Here is a 24,795-nt window from a genome sequence, read left to right as displayed (position 1 = left end):
ACAGTTCGAGCATGCGCTCTCGCCGCTCGCCGACGATCCGACCCGCGCGCAGATGACGGTTGGCCGGTTGGCGATGGGCGGCTCGGCCTTCAGCCCCTTTGCAGCGACCTATCGGGCCATGGATTTCCGGGTCACGGCGGGCGCCTCGTTCCGGATGGTTCTGGATGTGGGGAACTGGGATCAGAGCGTAACCGTCAACACGCCCGGACAGTCGGGAGATCCGTTTAGCCCGCATTACCGGGACCTCGCCCCCCTGTGGGTCAGCGGCGAATACGTGCCGCTGGTCTATTCCCGCGAGGCCGTGGAGCGAGCGGCTCGCGAGGCGATCAGGCTGACGCCAGCTCAATAATCTTGACCTCTCGGTCACTCCATCTCGATGTGCAGTGGCCGAGGATATACCGGCAAGGCTGGGACAGGCTGCGCGCAGCTCGCAGCCGATGATCTGAGGTTCTCCGATCAGATCACACGGGCGATCCTCACTCTCATGGTCTGGCCTTTCACGCCGCGAAAGACTTGAAGGCCCCGTTCTTGTTCACCTCCAATAGGCGTTAGGGAGAGTCCACAAGGCCGTGGCCGCCTATTGCCGATGGGTCGGCCAGGATTCCAGCCCCGTTGATGTAAGCCGCCCGCTCCAGGAACTCGCGGGCCTGTCCAAGGGCCTCGAGGATGGCGTCGGTCGCGTGCTGGGCGACTGTGAGCTTTTCGGCGGCGTTGCTCATGGGGCTGTCTCCTGTCGCAATCCCATGGTCTTTCCGGCCCTCTGTCACGCCCTTAGGGATTCCGCGTGAATATCGCTCGGCCGGCTGATCGCGGCGAGGCCACCCTCGCGCAAGCTTCGTGGTGCATATCTGTCTCGAATTTCTGTTCGTGATTGAGACAACACCGATGATTGCTGGCGAGCTTGCAAAGCGGGACCGCGGCAGGGATATGGCCTTTGCGGCCGGTATCGTCTGCATCCTGGCCATTCTGTTCCTGCCGATTCCGCCCCTCCTGATCGATATGGGCCTCGCCCTCTCGATCGCGCTGTCGGTGCTAATCCTCATGGTGGCGCTCTGGATCCAGAAGCCGCTCGAGTTCTCGGCGTTCCCAACCGTCCTCCTGATCGCTACGCTGTTGCGCTTGGCGCTGAGCATCGCCTCGACGCGTCTGATCCTGTCCCATGGACATCAGGGCATCGACGCCGCGGGTCACGTGATCAGCGGCTTCTCCCGCTTCGTGATGAGCGGCGATTTCGTGATCGGGATTGTGGTGTTCGTCATCCTGGTCACCGTGAACTTCCTGGTGATCACCAAGGGCGCCACGCGCATCGCCGAGGTCGGGGCCCGCTTCACCCTCGACGCGATCCCGGGCAAGCAGATGGCGATCGACGCCGATCTCTCCGCGGGCCTCATCGACGAGAAGGAGGCCCAGACCAGAAGGCGGGAGCTGGAAGAAGAAAGCTCGTTCTTCGGCTCGATGGACGGCGCCTCGAAGTTCGTCCGCGGCGAGGCAATCGCAAGCCTGATCACGATCGCGGTGAACATCTTCGGCGGCATCATCATCGGTGTGACCCGGCACGGCATGCCGCTGTCGAAGGCGGCCGACGTGTTCACGCAGCTGTCGGTCGGCGACGGCCTTGTATCGCAGATTCCGGCCCTCGTGGTGTCCCTTGCGGCGGGTCTGCTGGTGTCCAAGGGCGGAACCCGCGGCCAGGCCCAGCAGGCCGTCCTGGGGCAGCTGAGCGCCTATCCGCGGGCCCTGTGGGTGGCCGCCGGGCTGATGTTCGTCTTCGCGATGTTCCCGGGCCTCCCGATGCTGCCCTTCATGTCGCTCGGCGCGCTGATGGGGTTCGTCGCCTACACGATCCCGAAGCGCCAGGCCGAAGAGAAGGCCCAGGCCGCGGCGAAGCAGGCCGAGATCGAGCAGCAGGCTCTTCTGGAAGCCAAGGAGTCGGTCAAGGAGTCGCTCAAGACCCCGGAGATCGAGCTCGTGCTCGGCAAGCACCTGGCCTCGCAGTTCTCGGGCGCGCAGAGCGACCTCCCACACCGCGTCAGCAAGATGCGCAAGAAGTTCGCGCAGGAATACGGCTTCGTGGTTCCGGACATCAAACTGTCCGACAGCCTGATGATCCCGCCCAAGAGCTATCAGGTGAAAATCCACGGCACGGTCGTGGCCGGCGGCGAGATCCGGCCGGGCGAGCTGCTCGTCGTCGTGGGGGATGCCCCGATGCCGGACGTTCCGGGCGACGAGATCCGCGAGCCGGCGTTCGGGATGAAGGCCCTGTGGGTCTCCGATGTCTATGCCAACGAGCTCAAGCGGCAGGGCTTCCCGCCCGTGGAAGGCAGCTCGGTGCTCCTGACCCATGTGAGCGAGGTGATCCGCAACAACCTCCCGCATCTGTTGTCCTACAAGGACATGCGCCAGCTGCTCGACCGGCTCGAGCCGGAATACAAGCGCCTGCTCGACGAGATCTGCCCGTCGCAGATCACGTATTCCGGCCTGCAGGCGGTGCTCAAGCTCCTGCTTGCCGAGCGGGTGTCGATCCGCAACCTGAGCCTGATCCTCGAGGCGATCGCCGAGGTGGCGCCGCATGCCCGCCGGGCCGAGCAGCTCGTCGAGCACGTCCGGGTGCGGATCTCCCAGCAGATCTGTGGCGACCTCGCCGACGGCGGAACCCTGAACATCCTGCGGCTCGGCAACAAGTGGGACCTCACCTTCCACCAGAGCCTCAAACGCGACCCAAAGGGCGACGTGGTGGAGTTCGATCTCGATCCGCGCCTCGTCGAGCAGTTCGGCACGGAAGCCTCGGAGGCCATCAAGCAGCGGATGGCCCAGGTCCCGAGCTTTGCGATCGTGACCGCCCCCGATGCCCGGCCCTATGTCCGGATGATCGTCGAGCGCATGTTCTCGACGCTGCCGGTTCTGTCCCATCTCGAGATCGCGCGCGGCGTCGACGTGAAGGCGCTGGGAACGATCGCGTGACCGGCCTGACCTCCGAGACCCTGCTCGGGGTTTTCCTGATCTTCTGCCGGATCGGCGGGTGCCTGATGATGGTGCCTGGGTTTTCCAGCAACCGGATTCCGATGCAGGTCCGCCTGTTCATCGCCCTGTCGTCGTCACTGGCGGTTGCACCGCTGGTCCTCGACAAGGCGCAGGCCGGACTCGCCAATCAGGCGCCCGCGACGATGCTGCTCTACATCGCGTCGGAGACCCTGACGGGGCTGACGATCGGGCTCCTCGGCCGGATCTACTTTTTCGCGCTGCAGACGCTCGCGACGGCGGTGGCGATGTCGATCGGCGTCGGCGGCATGGCGGGCACGCCGGTGGATGAATCGGAGCCGCTGCCGGCGATCAGTTCCCTGATCATGATGGTCGCGACGGCGGTGCTGTTTCTCTCCGACATGCATTGGGAGCTGTTCCGTGGCCTTGTCGCCTCCTACGGCCGGATCCCGCTCGGGGAGGGGTTCGGGGCACAATTCTCCCTGATGCAGATTGCGGACCAGTCGACAGCGGCCTTCGTGGTGGCGCTGCGGGTCAGTGCGCCCTTCATCATCTATTCGGTCGTCGTGAACCTCGCGGTCGGTCTGACGAACAAGATGACGCCGCAGATCCCGGTGTTCTTTCTGGCCACGCCATTCATCATGCTGGGCGGTCTGCTGCTGATGTACTTCCTGGTCAGCGACTTCATGCTCCTGTTCATGGACTCGTTCTCGACCTGGCTCCGGAACGGGTGACGGCGATGAACCCGAGGCTCAAGAAGTTGGACCGGGTGCGCAAGGTCCAGAAACAGCTGCACACGATGGCCGAGTGGGAACTCGTCCGGCTGCAGCGCAAGGGAGCTGAATTGGAGGCGGCACAAGTCGCGCTGATCGAGACGCTGAACGATGACGAGAAGCTCTATGGGTTATTCGTCGATGCGGCGGCGAAGCGGCTCCAGTCTCTGGCCGCGCAAGCAAACCAGGTCGAGGCCGACCGGCTCGTCCAGGCGGGCGTGACCCTCGACCGGGCCATGCAGGTCAAGCGAACCGAGAAAATGGTGACGAGCCTGAAGGAGGTTCACCGCCGCGAGACCGAGAAAAGCGACCTTCTCGGCATCCTCGATTCGATCGCGGCGCGCGGCGATGCAAGCCCGGCGAAAGCTACGTGAGTTATAGGGCGCTTAGATAACGACCAACAGGAGTCAAGACATGGCGATCAAACCGCCCTCCGACATTGTCCTGGACGTGGCCCGGGCGGCCGATCCGGCCCGGTTCCAGATGGCATCGGCCAAACTCAGCGAGGGCGCCAAGCCGGCCGATCCGGCCGGATTCGATCAGGCGATGCAGGTCGCCAGCGCGGAGCCGCTGATTGCGGGCGGGTTCGACAGCTACTCGGCCCGCAACACGATCAAGAATGCCGTTCAATCGGCCGAGACGGATCGCTCGAAGCTCGCTCTCCAGCAATTCGAGGCGTTCGTTCTCCAGACCTTCGTCGAATCGATGCTGCCCAAGAATGCCGAGAACACATACGGCAAGGGCAACACCGGGGCGATCTGGAAGTCCATGCTGGCCGAGCAGATTGCCGGGCAGGTCGCGAAGGGTGGCGGAATCGGCATCGCCGACCAGATCCTGAGCAGAAAATCCGAAACGTCGAGCGCCTGAACGCTCCACACAGCTTGCAGCTTGCGGGCAAGTGGCCCGCAGGCATCGAACTCATGCTTCACATCACATTCTTAGGCTGGGGAAATTGTCATGCTTACCAAGACTCTTGATCGTCTCGAAGAGACCATCGATGCCGAGACGGCGGCTCTCCTGGCGCGCGATCTGAGCGCGATGGACGAGTTCAATCGCCGCAAGAGCCAGAGCCTTCTCGAGATCACCCGGATGATCCGGACGGTGACGATCGAGGCCGTTCAGGTGGCGCGCTTCGAGGGTCTGCGGGCGAAGCTGGAAGTCAACCAGAACATTCTCGATCGCTACATGCGGGCGGTTCAGGAAATCTCGACCATCGTGTCGACCGCGATCGAGGGCGCGAACTCCGACGGCACCTATTCGGCCAACATGGCCGGGCGGAGGCTTGCGACCGTTGCGAGCCCGAGTGCCGGCCTGTGATCAGGAACATCGTCACGGGCTTCTGGATCTGCGGGATTACGCTGGCCTCGTGCTACGGCGCGGTGACGTGGGCGACCGGCACACCGGCGGCGGCGCCGAAAAAGGAATACTTGGAGGGGCTTCAATACAAGAAGCTCCCGGCCATGAACATTCCGGTCATCGCGGAAGGGGCCGTCCAGGGCTACGTCGTCGCCAATATGGTGTTCACGGCCGACGCGAAGACCCTGCACGAGATCTCGGTTCCGGCTGAGACGTTCGTTCAGGACGAGGCGTTTCGCTACATCTACGCCGACCCGACCTTGGATTTCCGAAAGCTGTCCCGCTACAACGTTAACACGATGCTCGGCAACGTAAAGGCGAACGTCAACAAGCGCCTCGGGACCGAGCTCGTCAAAGAAATTCTGGTCGAGAATATTAATTTCGTCGAGAAGGCGGACATCCGCTCGTAGCGGGCGCCGTCGGTCCAACAACAACAAGCGCCTTGGTTCGAACCGCGCGTAATGGGGCAGCCCATGAACCATTGTCTGATCGTCGATGATTCTCGCTCGATCCGGAAAGTTTCCCGACAGATGCTGGAGGGCCTTGGATTTCGCGTGAGCGAGGCCGAGAACGGAGAGGCGGCGCTGTTGGCCTGTCGATCGGAGATGCCCGACGTCATTCTGCTCGACTGGAACATGCCGGTCATGGATGGCCACAGCTTTCTGAAGCAGCTTCGTGCGTCCCCCTCGGGATCGGCGCCGAAAGTCGTGTTCTGCACGACCGAGAACGACATGAGCTTCATTGCGCGAGCTCTGGAAGCCGGGGCGGACGAATACATCATGAAGCCATTCGACAAGGACATCCTAGTCGCGAAGCTTCAGGAGATCGGTGTCCTGCGGGTGTCATCCGGAGGCGCTCTGTGATGTCGCTTGGAACCGCCTCACTGCCGACGAGACCCGTGGACCCACCAAGGTCGGCAGGTCCGGCGATCCGGATCATGATCGTGGACGACAGCGCGATCATCCGCGGTCTGATCGCCCGCTGGCTCACGGAGGCCGGAGGCTTCGAGATCGTTGGGACAGCCGCCAACGGGCGGCTCGCCGTCGAGGCAGTCCGGCGGGTCAAGCCGGACATCGTCCTGATGGACATCGAGATGCCCGAGATGGACGGGATGACAGCTCTGCCGCTCCTCCTGAAAGCGCAGAGCGGCATCAAGGTCATCGTGATCTCGACCCTGACTCAGCGGAACGCCGAGGTGTCGCTGAAGTGTCTTTCACTCGGCGCCGTGGATTACCTGGCCAAACCGGAAAGCACGAGAATTGCCGGATCCTCAGCCGATTTTCGGCGCGACCTGATCGACAAGCTCCGCGCGCTGGGGGGCGCGAAGCCGCGACCCAGGATCGCCGCAGCACCGACGTCGAATTCTGCGACGACGTCATTACGCATCTCGCCGGCGCTGGTGCCGGCACGTCCCGAATGTCTGGTGATTGGTTCATCGACAGGCGGTCCTCGCGCCGTCGAGAGAGTTCTTGTCGATCTTGGCCCAGCTCTGAAACAACTTCCTGTTCTCATCGTGCAGCATATGCCGCCGATGTTCACGGCCGTCTTTGCTGAACACCTCCAGTCCCTTGTCTCGGTGCCTTCTCGCGAGGCTCGCGATGGCGACCCGCTCCTTCCCGGCACCATCCTCGTCGCGCCCGGAGGACGGCACATGGGCCTGTCCATGTCCGGGGGTAAGCCGTCGATCCGGCTGAGCGATGGCCCGGCCGAGAATTTCTGCCGTCCGGCTGTCGATGTCCTGTTCAGGGACGCCGCAGCGGCATTCGGCCCAGCGGCGCTGGCTGTCGTCCTGACCGGGATGGGATCAGACGGAACCGAGGGTGCACGCGCCTTGGTGAAGGCCGGTGCGCCCGTGATCGTACAGGACGAAACCAGCAGTATCGTCTGGGGAATGCCGGGCAGCATCGCCAAGGCCGGCCTGGCCCGCGAGATCCTGCCGCTCGAAGCGATTGGCCCGTCCCTGCGGAACATGATCACGGGGCCTGCGAAATGAATGACATCGAATTCGAAGTCCTGAGGAACTTCCTGAAGGCTCGTTCGGGATTGGCCCTGACGCCGGACAAGCGATACCTGGTTGAGAGCCGCCTCGGACCTGTTTGCACCCGATTCAAGCTCGGCACTCTGTCGCGTCTGATCGCCGAACTCAAGAATGGCCGCGCGATCGAGCTCGAAAAAACGGTCGTCGAGGCGATGACCACGAACGAGACCTTTTTCTTTCGGGACAAGGTGCCGTTCGACATTTTTCAGGACGTGCTCCTGCCCCGCTACCTGAAGGAGAGAGCCTCGACCAAGCGCTTGCGCATCTGGTGCGCGGCGGCCTCGACCGGCCAGGAGCCGTATTCGTTGGCGATGCTGCTCAACGACGCTGCAGCGAAACTGGCGGGGTGGTCTGTCGAGCTCATCGCGACCGACATTTCGACCGAGGTGCTCGAGAAGGCGAAGGCCGGCATCTACAACCAGTTCGAGGTCCAGCGTGGATTGCCGATTCGCCTGATGATGAAGCATTTCACCAACACAGGCGATCAGTGGCGGATCTCACGCGAGATCCGCTCGATGGTGGATTTCCGTCAGCTTAATCTGATTCAGGATTTCAGCCGGCTCGGCCAGTTCGACATCATCTACTGCCGCAACGTGCTGATCTATTTTGATCTGCCCACGAAGACGGATGTTTTCCGGCGCCTCGCAAAGGCGCTTGCACCCGATGGATCGCTGGTGCTCGGAGCGTCCGAGACGGTTCTCGGAATCACCGACGCGTTCACCCTGGATCCAGCCTACAGGGGTCTCTATGTCAAAGCCGATCCGAAGGCGGCGGGTGCGCAGGTGCCACTAGCGCGGCCTGCTTTGGCCGGAGTCCGATGATCGGCAGGGCACTCCGCTGAGTCAGTATCGAGGACGCGCGATTGTCGATCGTGTCCGCGCCGCGACAGCTCTAAGATCTCCTCGGTATATTCAACCAGTCGGTTGACTTTCTGAAAGCGCGCCCTCATATTCAACCACATGGTTGAATATGAGACACTCCGGCTCGACACCGTCTTTCACGCCCTGGGCGACGCCACTCGTCGGCGGATGCTTCGCGAACTCGCGGACGGCGAACGAACGGTGGGCCAGCTCGCGGAGCCCTTTGCGATCTCGCTTGCGGCCGCCTCGAAGCACATCAAGGTGCTGGAGAACGCGGGGCTGATCCGGCGCGAGATACGCGGCCGCACTCATTTCTGTCGCCTCGACCCTGGACCGCTCGCGAGCGCCCACCAGTGGCTGGGCTTCTACGAACGCTTCTGGACCGACCGTCTGGATGTGCTGGAACGGCTCCTTCGTGAGGAGGACACCCGTAAGACCCCAACCCCCAAAGGAGATGACCGATGAGTGAACTCGTGACCCTGGATGCCTATGGCGAGCTGACCGAGCCGGCCACATTGATAATCCAGCGGCTTCTGCCCGGTCCCGTCGAGCGCGTCTGGGCGTATCTCACGGAAAGTGACCTACGCCGCCAGTGGCTGGCCGCGGGCGAGATGGAAATGAAGGTCGGCTCGCCCTTTGAATTGGTCTGGCGCAATGACGAGCTGACCGACTCGCCCGGCCAGCGGCCGCCCGGCTTTCCCGACGAGCACCGGATGCAGAGCCGGATTACCGAGCTCGATCCACCCCGCAAGCTCGCCATCAGCTGGGGGAGCACCGGCGGCGTCTCGTTTGAGCTGGAGCCCCAGGGCAAGGAGGTGCTGCTCACCGTGATCCACCGCCGTCTGCCGGACCGCGCCACCATGCTGAATGTCAGCGCCGGCTGGCACATGCACCTCGACATCTTGGTCGCTCGCGCGAAGGGCGAGGAGCCGCAGCCGTTCTGGAATGGCTGGAGCCGACTCAAGAGCGAATACGATCAGCGGTTGCCGGCCTGACGGAATTCCTGGCGAGGCTCCGCTTGGTCGGACTAAGCGGAGCGTCTCCATAAGCCAGGCCGGGTCAATCGCGCGCCGCTCTCCTTGCTTGCATTGACCCCGGATCGGCAAGGCGCGCCCGGAGCTTTGGAATGGTCCAGTCCAGGAAAGTTCGGACTTTCGGCGGCAAGTGGCTCCCATCCGGGTAGACGAGGCTCACCGGCAACGGCTCCGGTGCGAACTCCTCCAAAACCGCCTGCAGGGCGCCTGACTTCAGCTCGTCTGCGACCTGATACGAGAGCACACGGATGATGCCGAGGTCGGCCAAAGCTGCGTCGATTGCCGCGTCTGTCGCGTTGACCGCCAGCCGCGTTTTCGGCTCGACCACGAAGGCTGCGCCATCCTTCCGGTAGCGCCATTCGGGGGCGATGGGAAAGCCGCGGAACGTGATCCCATCATGGTCCTTCAGATCCGCCGGCGTCCGCGGCGTGCCGCGCCGGGCGAGGTAGGCGGGGCTCGCGCAGATCACCCGACGAACCGCGCCAACGCGTGTCGCAATCAGGCCGCTATCCTCCAGGTGTCCGATCCGCACCGCGACATCGACGTGCTCCTCGACCATGTTGACCTGCCGGTCGGCGAGGAAGAGCCGCAAGGTGATCTCGGGATTTTCGGCAAGAAACCCCAGCGCGACCGGGAGCACGTACCGTCGCCCGAATATTTCAGGGGTTGTGACGTGCAATTCGCCGCGTGGCACGCTGTACTCGCCGGCTGCGGCGCTCTCTGCATCCTGCACCTGTTCGAGGATGCGCTTGGCCGCCGCGACGTAGGCGCGACCTGCCTCTGTGAGTTCAACACGCCGGCTTGTACGCACGATGAGCTGGGCCCGCAGGTGTCGTTCCAGATCCGCCACCTTTCGGCTGACGGTCGTGAGCGGTGAGCGCAGGCGTCGGGAGGCGGCCGACAGGCTGCCCTCCTCGACAACGGCGAGAAGCACCGACATGGCGTCAAAACGGTCCATCGAGCCTTCCGGATAATGGGTGGGAGCGTCCCGGAATCCCAGGCTACCACCCTGAAAATGGGAGAGCTAGTTTTCCGGCCGTTCCAGCACCGCAGTGCTGATTAGCCAGTGCCGTGAACCTCGAACCCTGCTCCAGAGGAGCCAGCCATGATTGATCTCTCCCGCCGGGCTTTCGCTCTCGGTCCTTCCACAGCCGCTTTCACCGCGGGCACACTCTCTACGGTTGCCGGTGCTGCGAATGCGCGTTCACCCGCCGCGACCGCGAACGTGGCGACACCTCTCGCGCAGGTGAGGATCGGCCGCTTTACGGTGACGGCTCTCACCGACGGCTACACGGATATGCCGTTCAGTTACTTTCCCGGCCGAACAGCCCAGGAGATCGAAGCCGCCGCGAAGGTGCAGTTCGCGGCTCGGCCCTCCGGCATTCGCTTTCTGTTCAATCAGTATCTGATCGAGGACGGCGACCACCGCATCCTGATCGATACCGGGCCTGCCGGTTCGCTCGGACAGTCGGGACAGCTCCCGCAGGCGCTCGCTGCCTTGGGGCTCAGTCGCGATCAGATCGACGCGGTGATCGTCACCCATATGCACCAGGACCATATCGGCGGCCTCGTTGCTGGTGGGCAAGCAAACTTCGCCCGTGCGGAGCTCTACATCGATCGGCGCGACGTCACCCACTGGACGGATCCGGCCAAGCGCGCCGCTGCCCCCGATTACCTTCACAACGGGTTCCGGCTCTCCGCCGACGTGGTCCGCCTCTATCCCAAGCTGCAGGCCATCGACGGAGAGCGCGAGATTGTGCGCGGCGTCTCCATCGTCGACCTCACGGGTCACACGCCAGGGCACATCGGAGTCCGCATCGCGGATGCCGGGCAGAGCCTGCTGATGGTCTCCGATATGCTGTTCCCCGTCGTTCATCCGGCGGCGACCGACATCAACTTCCTCTTCGAACAGGATCGTGCGGCTGCCCAGGCCATGCGAGCCCGCTTTTTCCCGCGCGCTGCCGAGGAGGGCGCACTCATTGCGGCTACGCACATGCCATTTCCGGGTCTCGGCCGGATAATCTCCGACAACGGTCATCTGCGCTGGCTCGCTGCCGCATGGGCTTACCAGGATTGAATGGCCCAAACGATCAGCGCCTGGAGCATCAACCCCAAGACCACGCAGGAGGCATCAATGCTTCACAAGTATCTTGAGCTTGCCTCGACGCCGGCCGTGAAGGCAGCGCGCGAGCGCTATGGCAGCGCCGCCCAATACGCCAAGCTCGATGGCACGCTCGGCTCTGACGGCCCCGTGCGCAACGACCGGCTCGGGCCAGCGGAAGCCGAGTTTATCTCAGGTCGCGACGGATTCTATCTTGCAACCGTATCCGAGACAGGCTGGCCGTATGTCCAGTTCCGCGGCGGACCAACAGGCTTCTTGCGGGTTTTGGACGGGCACACGCTGGGTTATGCGGATTTCCGGGGCAATCGACAGTATGTGTCCATCGGTAACAGCACAGTGAACGACCGCATGTCCCTCTTTCTCATGGACTATGCCCACCAGCGTCGATTGAAGATCTTCGGCCGCATGCAGGTCGTGGACGCAAGAGACGACTCAGCTTTGGCAGAGACGCTTTCTGTCCCGGGTTATCCTGGCCGGGTTGAGCGAGCCGTTCTGATCGAAGTCGAAGCGTTCGACTGGAATTGCCCGCAGCACATCACCCCTCGGTTCACTGAGGCCGAGATCGGAGACGTGCTTGCGACCGTGCGCAACGAGCTTGCGAGCTTGCGCGCCGAGAACGACCGTCTGAGGCTCGAGCGTGAGCTCCTCTCGCGCCAACTTGCGGATGCGTGACGTGCTACCCGAGCGGCAGCCGGCCATCGATCTCCCCAGAAATCTTGTCACCTTTGCCCTGATCATCGCGCACTGGGCGGCAGCTGTTCGTAGGACGAACAGAGGCGCCTCAGGCGGCTGAACGCAAGGACAAGGAGGCACCGGGATGAAGTGTATCTCTTTTGCGGCAGCCCTAATCAGCGATCTTTGGCTAGGGAACTGATGGTGCGCCCGGCACGCCTCGCACGTGCGGCCCTTGCCTAAGGCAGCCTTGGGCAAGATGCTGCCTTTGCCGTGAGATGAACAGGACCGCTATGGTGCCGCTGCGTTTTGGAGGAGGAGGCCCATTGATGGCATCAGAGATCTTGCCTTTCGAGAAGCGTCACAGGGACGGCAGTCTGTGGGCGAAAGGGCAGACCATCGACGACATTCCCACCGGATACTGGGAGTGGTTCCGTACGGATGGCACAAAGCTGCGCTCCGGTTATTTCCAAAACGGAATGCAGGTCGGAGAATGGACCACCTACGACTCGAAAGGGAAGATCTACAAGGTCACTCTGATGAAACAGAAATAGCGAACGGCTGCGACCCGATTCGCCAAATCCGGACGGCTTTTCCCAGATCGAGGAACCCCGATTCCCGAATTAAGAATTCGGCCAAGAAAAAACCCCGGCTCGCGACCGGGGTTTTCATTTTTGCGGAGTGCTGAGAACCACAAAAAGGGGCACGTCGCACGGCTTTCTCGAAGGTCCAAGGAGCAAAACCCCCGATCCGTGCGACGTGGAATTTTTATATAAATTCGAAGCCCGAGGGTCAAGCCGTTGTGGGCTTTTGTGCGGCGCTTCTTATTTTCGGGCAAGCTCACACCGGCAATAAAACTTCTGAGCGGACGAGCCGCGCCCACCAGCGCCGCGCACGATTTATTCCCGTTGCATTTTTTCCAAAACGTCGATTGGGACAATTTCCAGAAAATGATCCCGCCCCGAATTTTGATGTTGACGGCGAAAATCGCTGCCCGTATTGAATGTCCATCGACGGCGGGGCGACCTCAAAATCAAACCAAGAATCGATAAGCACTATGGTATGCCTTCTCGTGAAGGCTAGGCATGATGCCCTTCCATTTTACCGGTGAAAGCCCGGATGTAATGAGCGGCGGATAAGAACTTCGGTTCGAGGCATGATGCCCTAGTCCGTTGTGTCGGTGGAACTCCGACATGTCCTGAATCCATTTTCTCGACAATCTCAGAACGTAAGGAAGTACAAGCATGTCTTCGATCAATACCAACCTGTCCGCGATGACCGCCCTGCAGTCCCTCAAGACCACGCAGAGCGCTCTTTCGAAAACTCAAGGCCAGATCTCGACCGGTCTGCGCGTAGGCGAAGCTTCGCACAACGCGTCCTACTGGTCGATTGCAACGCAGATGAAGTCCGACAACGGCGCTCTTGGCGCGGTCAAGGATGCCATCGGGCAGAGCAAGGCCATGATCAACACCTTTACGTCCGCCATGGACAAGGCTCTCACCTATCTGAACAAGATGAAGGAAGGCCTGGTCACGGCGCGTCAGCCAGGTGCTGATCTGGACAAGATCCAGGGTGAGTTCGCCGCGCACATCGAAGGTATGAAGAGCGCGGCCGCTTCGGCGGTGTTCAATGAGCAGAACTGGGTCGGTGGCGCTGCTCCGACTGCTGAGCCTGAGCTGGTTGTGTCGTATGACGGCTCCACCAACAAGGTCCAGACGCTTAAGATCGACACCACGAAGACCCGTCTGTTTGAGGACTCGGCAGCCGGAATTGGTGGTCTGCTCGGTGGGACTGATACTACTACTGCCGGTACGCTCGATCCTGGTACTGGTATTGCGGGTATCAAGCTCGTTGCCGGAACGACCACGACCGCCCAAATCGACGCTCATCTCTTGACGGTCGATGCCGCGATCAAGGCCGTAACGGAGGGTTCTGCGATGCTCGGTGCCAACAAGGCCCTTCTTGAGACCCAGGAAGAGTTCATTGGCGTCCTGTCGGACTCGCTCGAGGCTGGTGTGAGCACCTTCGTCGACGCCGACATGAACGAGGCTTCGACCCGCCTCCAGGCTCTGCAGACCCAGCAGCAGCTCGGCGTGCAGGCGCTCTCGATCGCCAACCAGAACAGCCAGATGATCCTGAAGCTCTTCCAATAAGAGCCTCAGCCTGACGGCGAGAGAGGCCCCGCCTTGCGAAAGGTGGGGCCTTTTCTTTTGGTGGGGATCGAATGATGATGATTGAGCAATTCTCGCACAGATCGAGTTCGATCAGGTGTGCTATCGCTGGCGCGCTTGCCTGCCTCGTGGGATACGGTGTTTCTGCCGGAGCCCAAGCCGCCGCAACCTCCTTCGGATCCTGGGAATATGCGGTCAACCGGGACGCCGAGAAGCGATCTGAGGCTGTCTACGCCCGGACACGCTCCGATGATGGAGCCTACCTTTGGCTGGCCTGCACGAAAGTGTTCGACGAAGAGCATCCGGCAGCTATCTCCGTAACGGCAACAGTCGCCCAGAGACAGTTCCTCGGGAAGAGCAGTCCGCGTGGGCGGAGCACAGTCTACTGGTTCGATGACGGAAGTCCGGAGGTATCGAACTGGACCTATCGGGACCATTACGGGCAGATGTCGGGCGGTGAACCGGTCAAGGGATTTCTCGAAAAGCTGACGGACGCGGAGACCCTGGTGGTCGAACTGTCCGATTATCGGCTGGATCGACGGCCATCGAAGTTCAAGCTCAATCGCGAGGACACACGGTCTGTCGCCGATCGATTCCGGAAGGACTGCGGTGCCCTGCCCGGGACGTAGCCTGACTATCCTTTAAAGCCTAGTGGTTCTATTTCTCACCTAAACGATTTTTGCAGGCCGGATTATGATCACCACCTCAGCACAGTACCAGATCATCAATACCAATCTGGCGAGAACGAAGGCGCTGATCGAGAAAGACGCCGTCGTGAAGCGCGAGACGGACTACTATCTCGCGAACATCAAGAACGTCAAAACGATCGATGAGTTCATCAAGAATGATCGCCTCTTCAAGTATGCCATGAAGGCCTATGGCCTCGAGGATATGGCCTACGGCAAGGCACTCATCAAGAAGCTGCTCACCGAGGGGATCACCGACAAGAAGAGCATGGCGAACAAGATGAGCAACCCGCTCTACAAGGAGTTCGCCACGGCTTTCGATTTTGCTGGGAAGGGCCCGGAGGCGACAGCCGAGGCCAGCGCCACGACCGAGGCGGTTCAGCGCTACGTTCAGATCACGCTCGAGACGAACGAGGGAGAGAAGAACCAGGGCATTCAGCTCGCGCTCTACTTCAAGCGCAAGGCGCCCACGATCAAGACGACCATGGGGCTTCTGGCCGACAAGGCAGTCCTGAAATTCGTTCAGACGACGTTCGGCATTCCCGAGGGCGCCTCGAAGGCGGACCTCGATGTGCAGGTCCGGAACCTGGAGAAGCACCTCGACGTGAAGGACCTGCAGGATCCCAAGAAGGTCGACAAGCTGATCCAGCGGTTCACCGCCATGTGGGACATGAATAATTCCACTCCGGAGACCATGTCTCCCATCCTGAGCCTCTTCGGCCAGACGAACGACGGTGCTCCGGGAATCGGCGTCGATCTGATGATGAGCATCTCGAAGCTCAGATTGGGCGGCATGTAATCAGGACGGAACGCAAGGCAACATAGGGCCAGCCTGACCATGAGCTCAATCCGGACAAATCTGGCCAGCTTGACGGCCGTTCGAATGCTCCAGTCCACCCAGAAGGAACTGGCGACAACGAGCAACCGGGTATCCACCGGGTTGCGAATCGCTTCGGCGGCGGACGGGGCTTCCTATTGGTCCATCGCCACCAAGATACGATCGCACAATGGAGCGCTCGGCGCCGCCCGGGATGCGCTGAGGTCGAGCGAGGCCATGGTCGATACCATGTATCGAGGGATCGCGACGACGGTCAATAATCTTCAGAATATGCTCGCGAAGGTGACGGCGGCGCAGCAGCCGGGGGCCGATCTGGCCGCCATCCAGGGGGAGATCTCCGGACTGCAGGAGAAGATGCGCCAGACGGCCAACGCGGCACAGTTCAATGGCCAGAACTGGCTATCGGTGGATTCGACTCCGGGGCCGGATGAGCTTCCGCTCCAGCGACAGCTGGTGGCGGGAGTGTCGGCGAGCCATTCCGGTGCGAGCACCGTCACGACGATCGATATGGAGGTGACGGCGTTCGGCTTGTTCGACGCCTACACCTTTCCGGACAACATCTACCCGGCCATCAGCGCGGGTCTGCACTTCGACTCGGTTTATTGGGCCGCGAGGAGCATCAATGATGATCCGGAGCTCACAGGGATCGTGGAGGCCTCGGTGGTCGATGGAACTCTGCGGCTCACATCGGTCGATCCTACAAAGCGAATCGTCGGCAGTTACGCCACGGACGGGACGACCGACCAGCCTGGCGTGTCACATCCGCCGGCTGGTGACACCGGTGGCTTTGTCGACCTCGATGCCCGGAGCGTCACGAACGGCGACGTGGTGAAGTTCACGATCGAGGGTGAGGCGGAAAAGGCCTTCACGGTGAGCGGGCAGTCCGACACGCTGGACTTTAGCGATTCCAATGAACTTCGTTTCGCGTTGAGGCCGCACGAGGAGAAGTATCCGGACGTTCGATACGAGGTCGTTCTGAACAAAGATACACTGCAGGGCGCGGTGAACGACCTGTCCAACGTGACCCGCCGAGAGCTCCTGAGCGTAATGAATGCACAGCTCCGGCAGTCCTTTAGGGACAACTACGCCGGGCAATACGACTGGGCACAGATCGGGGTCGGGGCCCATAGTTCTTACGTGCGCTACCGGGATGAGATTACGCCGCTCGACAATCTCGTGTTTCAGGCGAATGCCTTTGGTCTTCAATCGTCCTTGTCGGTCGAGGTCCTGTCCCCGACGGGCGGCAACTCGCTTGTGGACGTCGGTTTCGGAACGGCACCGTCGCGGGTCGGTTTCGACCTGGGCTATCAGGGCGACACGCTGCGTCTCCGCAAGGGTTATCTCGACAGCGTCGCGCCTGACACAGGGTTTTCGATTGCGCGCAAGGGAACAGGAATCGACCTTACGAAGATCCAGGACAGGGGTGACCTGGAATGGATCCTGAAGCAGGTCGGCGAAACGCTGGATAAGGTGACGGCGGCGGCTGCGAACATGGGGTCGCTGAAGCAGCGCATCACCAATCAGGCCGAATTCACCGAGACGTTGATCCGGCTTAACGCGAGCTCGATCAGTACGCTCGTGGATGCCGATATAGAAGAGGAGTCGATCCGGCTGAATGCCCTGCAAGTCCGCCACCAACTTGGGATTCAGGCTCTAAGCATCGCCAACCAGGACAGTGAGATAATCCTGACGCTGTTTCGTGGCTGAACGGTGATCGGGGCCGTCCTGCCGATCACCCGAAGTGGCGGCCGTGACAGGTGAGGATATCCGACTGGCCGGCCGGCGATTTGTGGCCTCTGCTCGAGGCTAGAGCGCGGGAATAACGTCGACGATCACCCGTTGAGAGATCGGAGTCGCATCTGAAGGGGCATGCGCCACGAACACGCCCGTGCAGGTCGTGGTGAGGGGGCGGATCGGCCTGCGATGCTTGTCGGCTCCGACGAGATAATTGACCGTGTAGTAGGGCTCGCCGCCCACGAAGGTCGTCTCGCGGCTCTCGAAGACATATCCGACCTGGGTAGGGCTCATGCGATAGACGGTCTTGGGCGGGCCGAGGGCCGCGATGCGGGTCGAGATCGGCTTGCCGATATAGTCGGAGCACGACACCGCGAGGGTCTCGTTGATGGTCGGGACGCAACCGCCGGCGAGAAGCGCCAGAGCCGTGGCCAGAGCAAATTTCTTCAAGAAGCACTCCTGTGACGAATGGATTTTAGCGCAGCGCGAAAATCGGGCGAGGGGTGATCAGACGGGGATGAGTGTCGTGAGGTTCGTCGTGGCGACCACGACCGCGATGATGAACAACACCGATCGCATTCCGTTCGTAGCCTTCACACCGAGCGTCGCAAGCCCAAGAACGCAGATGCTGGCCAGAATACCGGGCCAGGGCTGGCTGCCGATGGTCCGAAGGACAACTCCAGCGACCACAGCAAGGCCGACGAGAATCAAGAATTCAAAATTCAGGTGGCGTGTTGTCATTTGTGGTCTGAGGCAGCAATGGGTGCCGGATGAAATCGGGGCGATCATCGAACCGGAACGCCGAGCTCTCGATGTAGGAGAGCATAACCTCGGAGGCGATGAATCGACGGCCCATCTCGAGCGCGACTTTTCCTGTCGTATTCGATCCGGCCATAGGATCATAGCAGATCTGCCCGGGCTCGGTTGTCAGTGCAATGATCTGGCGCGGCAGGGCCTCAGGATAACGGGCCGGGTGCGCCTGGATTCCGGCCGCGCGACACCGCTTGGAATAGCGATCGCCCCCGGAGGCGCCGCCGGCGATGATGAGATTGCCCGGGATGGGGCCATGCTCCGTGAAGGCAAACGCGTCAGGGTTTATGTCGTACCCTGATGGACGCTTGGAGCGAGCCCGCTTGGCATCCTCGTCGCGCCTCGCGAGCGTGCTCTCGCGATACGAGAGTTTCGGCAGGCGCCGCGTGTCCCAGTTGGGGTGAGGGGACTTCGAAAACAGGAGGATGTGCTCCATGGTATTTTTCGGCCGGACGCGCTCCTTGACGGCCCAGTGGATGTTCCCGAGTTTCGTCGGGCTGTGCCAGAAATGGCGACCCGCGAGATGGAGCCCGTGCGTGTCGATGGCCGAGAGCGTGAAGCGCTCAATGTAAGGGGAGAGGGCCGGGGTCCCGGACACGAAGACGTCCATGAGGTTCACGGCCAGCGTGCCATCCTCGGCAAGCAGGTCTTTCCACATCCCGGTGAGATCGCGCATCCAGGCCAGCCACTCCGGCACGGTGAAGCGGCCATACTGGCGCTGGATGACCGGGTACGGGGGGCTGGTCAAGATGAGCTGGATCGAGCCCTTCTCGATCGTCGAAGCCACGTCCTCGGCGTGCCCCCACAGAGCAAGGCCATTGTCGAGGGAGTAGATCAGGATCGTGACGCCGCGGCGGGCTTTCTGGAGCTGTGCATAGGCCGGGTCGGCGAGTTCCCAGATGCCACGTTCGCCTTTGGCGATCAGGCCCTGCATCACGGCGGTCTGCCGGGCCCACCGGACCTGCTGTTGGAAGACGCGGTAGTTCTGACCGTCCGCACAGGTACGGGTCTCGGCGAGAACCTCTTCGGACAGGCCGAGCCGGTCGGCGAGCCGCTCATAGATCTGTCCCGGGCGGGCCTGGCCGCCACACTCCTCGAGAGCTTCGAGTAGAGGCAGCTGCATGAGTCCTTGAAGTGACGTTTTCGGGGTCATCTTGCGGGCGGTGGTTTCGGTGGTGACGCCGCGGTCGATCCGGCGCCGGCGCGCCTTCACGGCGGCGGAAGAGGGAGCGTTGTGTAGGGTCATCGCATCTTCCCGCATCGAGCGGGCGCTGGTCGTGAGAGTGGGACGAATCGACCGCAGCGGGTCGACCATTTCAGGCTGACGCCACGGCAGGGTCAGGACGACAGGCGCGGATCCGGAGCGGATCGGCTACCGCTTGAAATCGATGTAGTGAACGTTGCCCCGGAGCTCTGGCTCTCGTGCGGGCGCCGACAGTTGTGGTCTCGCGGGCATTCGCAGGGGCCATGCCAGGCTGAAGGCATCGACGAGGGCAACTCCGAATTGGTCCAGAGCTTTGGTGAGTTCCTTGCCCCGGGTACGATTCTTGGCGGTATCGATGCAGATCTCGATCGAGCGCGTAATATTGTGGATGTAGGCGATCCGATCGCCTTCGCAGGCGATGGCGTGGTCCTGGGATGAGGCGTCGGAATGACCGGTGTTGGCGAATTGCTGGGCCACGCGGTCGGGCGTTTCGGCCGCATAGCTCCGGGCGAGGTCGAGGAGTTTCTTTCCGGGGCCGCGATCGAGATTTGGAGCGACATCCCGCAGAAGGTCTTTCTGGATCAGCACCCAGCATTTGGCCTCGAGCCGTGCCGCGAGCGACCAGTGCCGGTGGCGGGCGCTTTCCTCATCGAACGAATCGGATAGCGCAAGGGCCCTGGCCATCCACGCGCGCCGGTCGGTTCGCCAGAGCTCGCGTTCCGCGGCTATCGTGCGGGCTCGGGCGATCGCGAAGTCCGGGCTCACGTCAACCGGATAGGTGAACGATACGAAGGGCTCGGCCTCGTCCCGGAACCGGACCGTGACCTCGTAATCAACGGCCGAATTGCTGGAGGAGCGGGACGGCTTCCGGGTCCGTATCCCGATAAGTCCTAGCCAGCGGATCCAGGAAAAGCGTCTCCTGTAGGAGAGATTGATCACGCACAGGAGCGTTTCCTCGGTCCGATCACTGGCCACGCGCCACCCTCAGTTTCTCGCGAGCTTGCTGCGAGCTCCCAGGCCCCAATAACCCACCGGGGATCACTCTCGCTATAGGGATTCAGGGTTAGCGGAGAACGCGAGCCGTAATTGAGCGTATGCCGCCGGCTGCCTTCGTTCTCAGGTATTTCAATGCCTGATTCTTGGTATTCCAGGTCGGGTGCCGGCGACGCTTACCGGATGAGACCGTAAATGGCCAAACGCGGGATCCGTGATGTCATAGGGGATTTTCCGTAATGGAACTTCCCGATTATTTTAGGGTATTATCTTATGGGATTGATGTTTCCCCCGGGTGCCCTCTTGAGCCCGGCAAGACATTATTTTTGGAGATTGCCCGTGATCTTTTTGGTCGCCGCAGCCGTGATCGGCGCTGGTCTGACCGCTGCATTCATGATGCCGTTCGGAATTGTGATTGCGATCCTCAGCATGCCGTTCGGCGGAAGCCTGTGCGCCCTTCTGGCCGGGCTCTATCTGGCCGGGCGCCGGGGATCGGATTATTCGATTCCGCGCGAGGCATCGAAGCGGCACTTCAAAAGAGCTGCGTAGCGAATTCTCAGGCGATGGCCGCTCGGGTGTTTCCGACGCTGAATCCCTCGCGCCATATTTCCCAGAGATAGTCCCCGACAAACACGAGCTGCGTGCTCCCATCCGCGCGGGCTTCAAGATACGAGAACGGGTTGCTGCCGATCAGAGCGCCCGCGGCCGCAGCGGCCTGACCCATTTTGAAGGCGGCCTCGTCGTCGAGAGCGTCGGGCAGGAGCTTGAGCCAGCGCAGCCGCGGTTCGCCGGGTTCGCGGACCGGCCGCGGTCGTGAGGGATTCGACCAGGATTTCGGCTGAATCGGAACGATCGTGCGTTCGACCCCGAGTCCCTTCGGCACAAATTGGGTGTGGTGCTTGGCATCGAACCGCCACCCGGCGGCCCGCAGGGACGCACCGCTCTCGGATTGGCGTGTGTAGGTAGTGAGGCGGTAGACCGGATTGCCGCGCAAAAGGATCTTGCGGGCCTCACGGGCGAGGGCGCCCAGAATGGCGGAGCAGGCATGTTCGGTGCCGTCCGTCGCAGTCCGGCTGACCTCAAGGGTGAAGCCATCATCGAGAATGAGTGAAACGGGCCGCCCGAGAATTCCGGTGCCGACGACCTGCCCGGAGGCGCGGTCCCGCGCGATCACCTGGCGGATTGAGACGCCGACCGGCTCTGAGTGTCGGTGCAGGCGGGCCACGATCTCGTTGGCGGTTTTTAGGTCGGTGGGCTCGATCAGAAATCGTTTGGACACGGCGGTGCCTGGAAAGTTTGGGAGTCCCAGAACGGGAGGGGCTGGCGCATCCGGGGTTCCGCTTTCTTAACCATTGGGAAGCTAAGGTTACGGAACCGTTTCAGAGCGCCTCGCGAGACAGGAGGCAGGGGGCGCGAGCCGCTCGCCAACGGCCGGCAGAAAAGGAGATCCTGTGAAGGTGACGACGCGCATTCTCTTGGTCGAAGACGACGCCGCCACTGCGGACACTCTCGCGCTGGTGCTGAAATCCGAGGGCTTCGATGTCGTGACGGTTGGTCTTGGTCAGGACGGGATCGACCTCGTCAGCGGCGAGAAGTTCGACCTCGTTCTCCTCGACCTCAACCTGCCCGACATGTCGGGCTACGACATCCTGCGCCAGCTGCGGCGGGCTCAGGTCGATACGCCGATCCTGATCCTCTCCGGTATCGCGGGGGTCGAAGATCGGGTGAAAGGGCTGTCGTTCGGGGCCGACGACTATGTGACCAAGCCCTTCAACCGGGATGAATTGATCGCGCGCGTTCGGGCCGTGATCCGCCGCACTCAGGGGAAGGAGCCGACGGTGATCACAGTGGACGATCTGAGCGTCAATCTCGATGCGAAGACCGCGGAGGTGGCGGGCAATCGCGTTCACCTGACCGGCAAGGAGTACGAACTCCTCGAGATGCTGGCGGTCCGGAAAGGAACCACCCTGACCAAGGAGATGATCCTGAACCAGCTCTATGGCGGCATGGACGAGCCGAGTCTCAAAATTATCGATGTGTTCGTTTGCAAGCTCAGGAAGAAGCTCGCGACAGCCTCGGGCGGCAAGAACTATGTCGCGACCACCTGGGGACGCGGCTATTCGCTGGCCGACCCCAGCAACATCGACGAGAATATGGCGCTCTCCGCTTGAGCGAAGTGGGCGAGTCTGGGCCGCTGGACTCAGCGGCCCAGGCGCTCCACCTGGCGGGCTTCATGCCAGGTCATGACGCGGTTCACCGCTTTCAGCACGAGGGCGAAGGTCATCGCGACACTCATTGGGATTTGTGAGTTCTAATGATCCTCACGAAAGTAGAGTAACACAGGGGCGATCAGATCTGGGGTTCCATCGAGGATCCATACGACACCAGCAGCGGACAATGGATGAATTCAGAGCACATGGTCACAGCTGCGGAAGCTGATGGCCTGTGGGGAGAACAGAATTGACCACGGGGGGAGCAATGGGAAAAATCGGAAGCGCACCGACCAACGCCGGTGGAAACGGGACGCAAAATCACTACGATGGCACGCTCTTTGGTCCGCCACCGGTGATCCAGCCTTCAGACCTCTTGCCCGGCGACGTGTTGCTTTACAGGCCGCGCGCGCCAAATACCTTTCAGAGGTTGATATCTAAGTTCACGGACAGCCCATATACCCACGCCGCAATCTGTCTGGGTGATAATCGTGTTGCGGAATCCTTGGTCAAAACGGGCGTTACAACCAACCTCCTTGACCAATCACTGGGTGGCAGCCAATGCGTAGGCGTGTTGAGAAGTCAGCTGGGATTCGGGGGAAATCGGCCCGCTAAGCTGAATGAATTTGTCGACGCTGTTCTCAAGAATGAGAAATTCTACGACGCTATCGGGGCGATCGCCCTGCCGAGCCGCAGCAAAAACTACTTTGGCAACCAGCTTGAATTCATCCGGATGAACTACGGCAAAGTCACGACAGACGATGAATTTGCCAAACACAGTTTCTTCTGCTCTGCGTTTGTGGTCGCCTGCTATTCGGTTGTCGGCGTTATTGGTGAAACCGCACAGGCGGCATACCAGCCCGACTGTTTCTCTCCGGGGCGTCTTTGTAAAGATCCGACCTTCGGTTGGCTTCTCGGGTACTTGGTCCCCGATGGTGGTTCAGTTCCGCCCGACGATCCGCTTGATGTGGCAGCCATGAAGTGGCGCGATGCCACGGACATGTAATGGTGATAGCGCTGGCGGACTCACCAGGACTTGTGCCGGGACCCAAAACCCGGGCACAAAGCGGTACCGGTCGGTCATTCGGATGACTGAAAATCAATGACTTAATGATCTTCACGAAAGTAGAGTAACATAGGGGCGATCAGAATTGGTCTCGGGTGCTGCACGTGTACGTCAGCGGTTGGCGAGGAGCAGTGCAATGCGTGCATCAAGCGCGCCATGGAGTTCCGCGAAGATAAATAGGTTGTCTCGGACCTACTCGGATCTCAGGAGCTCAAGAAGATTCACGGACGCATAAGGCAGCCGCGTTTTTCGATGATCGCAGACCTTGTCGGGGCGTTGCTTTTATGTCTCCGCGGAGAGGTCCCGGCTTGCCGTGCCGGCTGCCGATTTTGCCTTCGGCTTCTGCCATGCCTCACAGGTCTGCCGTGCCGCGGCGACGAATTCATCGAGCGCTGCGCTGCGGGCCGCCACGGCCTTGATCCATTCGCGATCCGCGACCAGGGTCACGAGGCGAGGCGGACGAAGCCGATCCTTTTCGGCCTCGGTCTCGAGGAGCCGGTTGTATTTGTCGAGCAGGGTTTTCTTCGGTGAGGACATATTCGATCACCCATTAGAGGCCGGGCCGGACAAGACTACAACGGAGATGGTTACGGCCGCGATAACCCGGCCGGTCGGGATCCGGCAATCACGGTCAGGCGAGGACATGGAACAATGGGCAACGGTGCGAGCAGGTGTGCGGGCTCTCTCGTTGCCATTGATCATTCGCGGGGTCAGGTTCGAGTGGACGTGGGATGTGGCGCGCGCGGCTTCGAGGGCTGCGGCTTGTAGGGCTCGTAGCGGTATTGCCCGCCATCGACCGTGCTCATGAACATCTCGAGGGGTCGCGTGTGTGGGATCTCTCCGGCGACCGGGGGCCATGAGCGATAGGTGACGAGGGCCTCATGGGTCTCGGTGTGCTGCGAGACCGTGACGATCTCGTATGTGTTCCCCTTGAAATGACGGTAGAGCTGGGCCCGCTTCGGGGTCGGGCGTTCGGGTGAGGCGATCGGGGAGCCAGAGGCGGGCTCTTCCGGATACGGCTTCGATGGACTCCCGGCGTCGCTGTCAACGGGGGCCTGATCGACTGGGGTCGAAATCTCGATGCTCATGGAGGAAATTCTTTCGTGATGATTTCAAAGAGTGTCAGACGGCCGAGGCCGCGGCCCGATGTTGGGAAATGGAATTACGGGCGCCGGCGCGTCCACTGATATTGCTGGGCGCATGCGGTATTACCGCGTTACCCCTCCAGATCAACACCGACAACGTTGTC

The 24,795-nt window shown here is 61.6% G+C and carries 31 protein-coding genes; 22 read left to right on the top strand and 9 right to left on the bottom strand.

The features are described from left to right. A partial coding sequence (locus BN1233_RS38105) for a penicillin acylase family protein (RefSeq protein WP_048710408.1) occupies positions 1–349 on the top strand: 349 nt, incomplete at its 5' end. Between the two features lie 199 nt (positions 350–548). On the opposite strand, the gene BN1233_RS47850 is transcribed toward BN1233_RS38105, so the two are convergent. Continuing rightward, positions 549–719, bottom strand: a complete 171-nt coding sequence (locus BN1233_RS47850) for a hypothetical protein (protein ID WP_154678341.1) — start codon at positions 717–719, stop codon at positions 549–551. A 166-nt stretch (positions 720–885) separates the two neighbouring features. On the opposite strand from BN1233_RS47850, the gene flhA reads away from it, so the two are divergent. From flhA to BN1233_RS38050, 11 genes are all read left to right on the top strand, one after another. Beyond that, entirely contained in the window at positions 886–2,961 is a 2,076-nt protein-coding gene (flhA, locus tag BN1233_RS38100; protein ID WP_046868899.1) for a flagellar biosynthesis protein FlhA, read from the top strand. After that, entirely contained in the window at positions 2,958–3,713 is a 756-nt protein-coding gene (gene fliR, locus BN1233_RS38095; protein ID WP_046868872.1) for a flagellar biosynthesis protein FliR, read from the top strand. The genes flhA and fliR overlap by 4 nt, the downstream gene beginning before the upstream one ends. A 5-nt stretch (positions 3,714–3,718) precedes the next feature. Continuing rightward, positions 3,719–4,126, top strand: a complete 408-nt coding sequence (locus tag BN1233_RS38090) for a hypothetical protein (RefSeq protein WP_147707773.1) — start codon at positions 3,719–3,721, stop codon at positions 4,124–4,126. Between the two features lie 40 nt (positions 4,127–4,166). Further along, entirely contained in the window at positions 4,167–4,619 is a 453-nt protein-coding gene (locus BN1233_RS38085) for a rod-binding protein (protein ID WP_046868870.1), read from the top strand. A 90-nt stretch (positions 4,620–4,709) separates the two neighbouring features. Further along, the gene (locus BN1233_RS38080) at positions 4,710–5,069 is read left to right on the top strand and encodes a hypothetical protein (RefSeq protein WP_046868869.1); all 360 of its coding nucleotides are present in this window, start codon (positions 4,710–4,712) and stop codon (positions 5,067–5,069) included. Continuing rightward, positions 5,066–5,518, top strand: coding sequence for a hypothetical protein (locus tag BN1233_RS38075; RefSeq protein ID WP_342341696.1), 453 nt, complete (start codon positions 5,066–5,068; stop codon positions 5,516–5,518). Before BN1233_RS38080 ends, BN1233_RS38075 begins: the two co-directional genes overlap by 4 nt. A gap of 63 nt (positions 5,519–5,581) precedes the next feature. Then, on the top strand, positions 5,582–5,971 hold the full coding sequence (locus BN1233_RS38070) for a response regulator (RefSeq protein ID WP_046868897.1): 390 nt from the start codon (positions 5,582–5,584) through the stop codon (positions 5,969–5,971). Further along, positions 5,971–7,101: a protein-glutamate methylesterase/protein-glutamine glutaminase gene (locus BN1233_RS38065; RefSeq protein WP_046868868.1), complete on the top strand. Its 1,131-nt coding sequence runs from the start codon at positions 5,971–5,973 to the stop codon at positions 7,099–7,101. Before BN1233_RS38070 ends, BN1233_RS38065 begins: the two co-directional genes overlap by 1 nt. Continuing rightward, positions 7,098–7,967: a CheR family methyltransferase gene (locus BN1233_RS38060; RefSeq protein WP_046868867.1), complete on the top strand. Its 870-nt coding sequence runs from the start codon at positions 7,098–7,100 to the stop codon at positions 7,965–7,967. The genes BN1233_RS38065 and BN1233_RS38060 overlap by 4 nt, the downstream gene beginning before the upstream one ends. A 138-nt stretch (positions 7,968–8,105) precedes the next feature. Then, positions 8,106–8,471, top strand: coding sequence for an ArsR/SmtB family transcription factor (locus BN1233_RS38055; protein WP_046868866.1), 366 nt, complete (start codon positions 8,106–8,108; stop codon positions 8,469–8,471). Next, entirely contained in the window at positions 8,468–9,001 is a 534-nt protein-coding gene (locus tag BN1233_RS38050; protein WP_046868865.1) for an SRPBCC family protein, read from the top strand. Before BN1233_RS38055 ends, BN1233_RS38050 begins: the two co-directional genes overlap by 4 nt. A 64-nt stretch (positions 9,002–9,065) precedes the next feature. Here BN1233_RS38050 and BN1233_RS38045 read toward each other — a convergent pair whose 3' ends face one another. Next, positions 9,066–9,998 (bottom strand): LysR family transcriptional regulator, encoded by a 933-nt coding sequence (locus BN1233_RS38045; RefSeq protein WP_046868864.1) that lies wholly within the window; start codon positions 9,996–9,998, stop codon positions 9,066–9,068. Positions 9,999–10,145: 147 nt separating this feature from the next. Between BN1233_RS38045 and BN1233_RS38040 the strand changes: the two genes are divergently transcribed. The 7 genes from BN1233_RS38040 (at position 10,146) to BN1233_RS50735 (ending at position 17,236) form a co-directional block, all read left to right on the top strand. Further along, positions 10,146–11,117: an MBL fold metallo-hydrolase gene (locus BN1233_RS38040; RefSeq protein ID WP_046868863.1), complete on the top strand. Its 972-nt coding sequence runs from the start codon at positions 10,146–10,148 to the stop codon at positions 11,115–11,117. 57 nt (positions 11,118–11,174) lie between these two features. After that, positions 11,175–11,834 (top strand): pyridoxamine 5'-phosphate oxidase family protein, encoded by a 660-nt coding sequence (locus BN1233_RS38035; RefSeq protein ID WP_046868896.1) that lies wholly within the window; start codon positions 11,175–11,177, stop codon positions 11,832–11,834. Positions 11,835–12,163: 329 nt separating this feature from the next. Next, the gene (locus BN1233_RS38030) at positions 12,164–12,388 is read left to right on the top strand and encodes a toxin-antitoxin system YwqK family antitoxin (protein WP_046868862.1); all 225 of its coding nucleotides are present in this window, start codon (positions 12,164–12,166) and stop codon (positions 12,386–12,388) included. Positions 12,389–13,078: 690 nt separating this feature from the next. Beyond that, positions 13,079–13,987 (top strand): flagellin N-terminal helical domain-containing protein, encoded by a 909-nt coding sequence (locus BN1233_RS38025; RefSeq protein ID WP_046868861.1) that lies wholly within the window; start codon positions 13,079–13,081, stop codon positions 13,985–13,987. 71 nt (positions 13,988–14,058) lie between these two features. Further along, a complete protein-coding gene (locus BN1233_RS38020; RefSeq protein WP_046868860.1) occupies positions 14,059–14,634 on the top strand; it encodes a hypothetical protein in 576 nt (191 codons plus the stop codon). Between the two features lie 64 nt (positions 14,635–14,698). Further along, on the top strand, positions 14,699–15,490 hold the full coding sequence (locus BN1233_RS38015; RefSeq protein ID WP_046868859.1) for a DUF1217 domain-containing protein: 792 nt from the start codon (positions 14,699–14,701) through the stop codon (positions 15,488–15,490). Between the two features lie 39 nt (positions 15,491–15,529). Further along, a complete protein-coding gene (locus BN1233_RS50735) occupies positions 15,530–17,236 on the top strand; it encodes a flagellin N-terminal helical domain-containing protein (RefSeq protein WP_048710412.1) in 1,707 nt (568 codons plus the stop codon). Between the two features lie 99 nt (positions 17,237–17,335). Here BN1233_RS50735 and BN1233_RS38005 read toward each other — a convergent pair whose 3' ends face one another. From BN1233_RS38005 to BN1233_RS37990, 4 genes are all read right to left on the bottom strand, one after another. After that, positions 17,336–17,713, bottom strand: a complete 378-nt coding sequence (locus BN1233_RS38005; RefSeq protein WP_046868858.1) for a hypothetical protein — start codon at positions 17,711–17,713, stop codon at positions 17,336–17,338. Positions 17,714–17,770: 57 nt separating this feature from the next. Continuing rightward, a complete protein-coding gene (locus tag BN1233_RS38000; RefSeq protein ID WP_046868857.1) occupies positions 17,771–18,004 on the bottom strand; it encodes a hypothetical protein in 234 nt (77 codons plus the stop codon). Continuing rightward, entirely contained in the window at positions 17,979–19,319 is a 1,341-nt protein-coding gene (locus tag BN1233_RS37995) for a site-specific DNA-methyltransferase (protein ID WP_046868894.1), read from the bottom strand. Before BN1233_RS37995 ends, BN1233_RS38000 begins: the two co-directional genes overlap by 26 nt. A 126-nt stretch (positions 19,320–19,445) precedes the next feature. Then, the gene (locus BN1233_RS37990; protein ID WP_046868856.1) at positions 19,446–20,252 is read right to left on the bottom strand and encodes a hypothetical protein; all 807 of its coding nucleotides are present in this window, start codon (positions 20,250–20,252) and stop codon (positions 19,446–19,448) included. A 357-nt stretch (positions 20,253–20,609) separates the two neighbouring features. Here BN1233_RS37990 and BN1233_RS37985 point away from each other — a divergent pair, with 357 nt between their 5' ends. Beyond that, the gene (locus tag BN1233_RS37985) at positions 20,610–20,819 is read left to right on the top strand and encodes a hypothetical protein (RefSeq protein WP_046868855.1); all 210 of its coding nucleotides are present in this window, start codon (positions 20,610–20,612) and stop codon (positions 20,817–20,819) included. 7 nt (positions 20,820–20,826) lie between these two features. Here BN1233_RS37985 and BN1233_RS43855 read toward each other — a convergent pair whose 3' ends face one another. Then, a complete protein-coding gene (locus BN1233_RS43855; RefSeq protein WP_052764108.1) occupies positions 20,827–21,549 on the bottom strand; it encodes an XF1762 family protein in 723 nt (240 codons plus the stop codon). A 172-nt stretch (positions 21,550–21,721) separates the two neighbouring features. On the opposite strand from BN1233_RS43855, the gene BN1233_RS37975 reads away from it, so the two are divergent. Together BN1233_RS37975 and BN1233_RS37970 are read left to right on the top strand one after the other, a co-directional pair. Continuing rightward, the gene (locus BN1233_RS37975) at positions 21,722–22,441 is read left to right on the top strand and encodes a response regulator transcription factor (protein ID WP_082145892.1); all 720 of its coding nucleotides are present in this window, start codon (positions 21,722–21,724) and stop codon (positions 22,439–22,441) included. 307 nt (positions 22,442–22,748) lie between these two features. Continuing rightward, entirely contained in the window at positions 22,749–23,486 is a 738-nt protein-coding gene (locus tag BN1233_RS37970; RefSeq protein ID WP_046868854.1) for a C40 family peptidase, read from the top strand. Positions 23,487–23,828: 342 nt separating this feature from the next. Here the strand turns inward: BN1233_RS37970 and BN1233_RS37965 are convergent, their stop codons facing one another. Together BN1233_RS37965 and BN1233_RS43850 are read right to left on the bottom strand one after the other, a co-directional pair. Next, entirely contained in the window at positions 23,829–24,083 is a 255-nt protein-coding gene (locus BN1233_RS37965) for a hypothetical protein (protein ID WP_046868853.1), read from the bottom strand. A 173-nt stretch (positions 24,084–24,256) separates the two neighbouring features. Then, entirely contained in the window at positions 24,257–24,634 is a 378-nt protein-coding gene (locus tag BN1233_RS43850; RefSeq protein ID WP_048710415.1) for a DUF1653 domain-containing protein, read from the bottom strand. Between the last annotated feature and the right edge of the window lie 161 nt (positions 24,635–24,795).

The organism is Microvirga massiliensis (genome assembly GCF_001006805.1).
In the GTDB taxonomy this organism is placed as follows: Bacteria; Pseudomonadota; Alphaproteobacteria; order Rhizobiales; family Beijerinckiaceae; genus Microvirga; species Microvirga massiliensis.
This window is presented reverse-complemented; position numbering and strand designations above follow the sequence as displayed.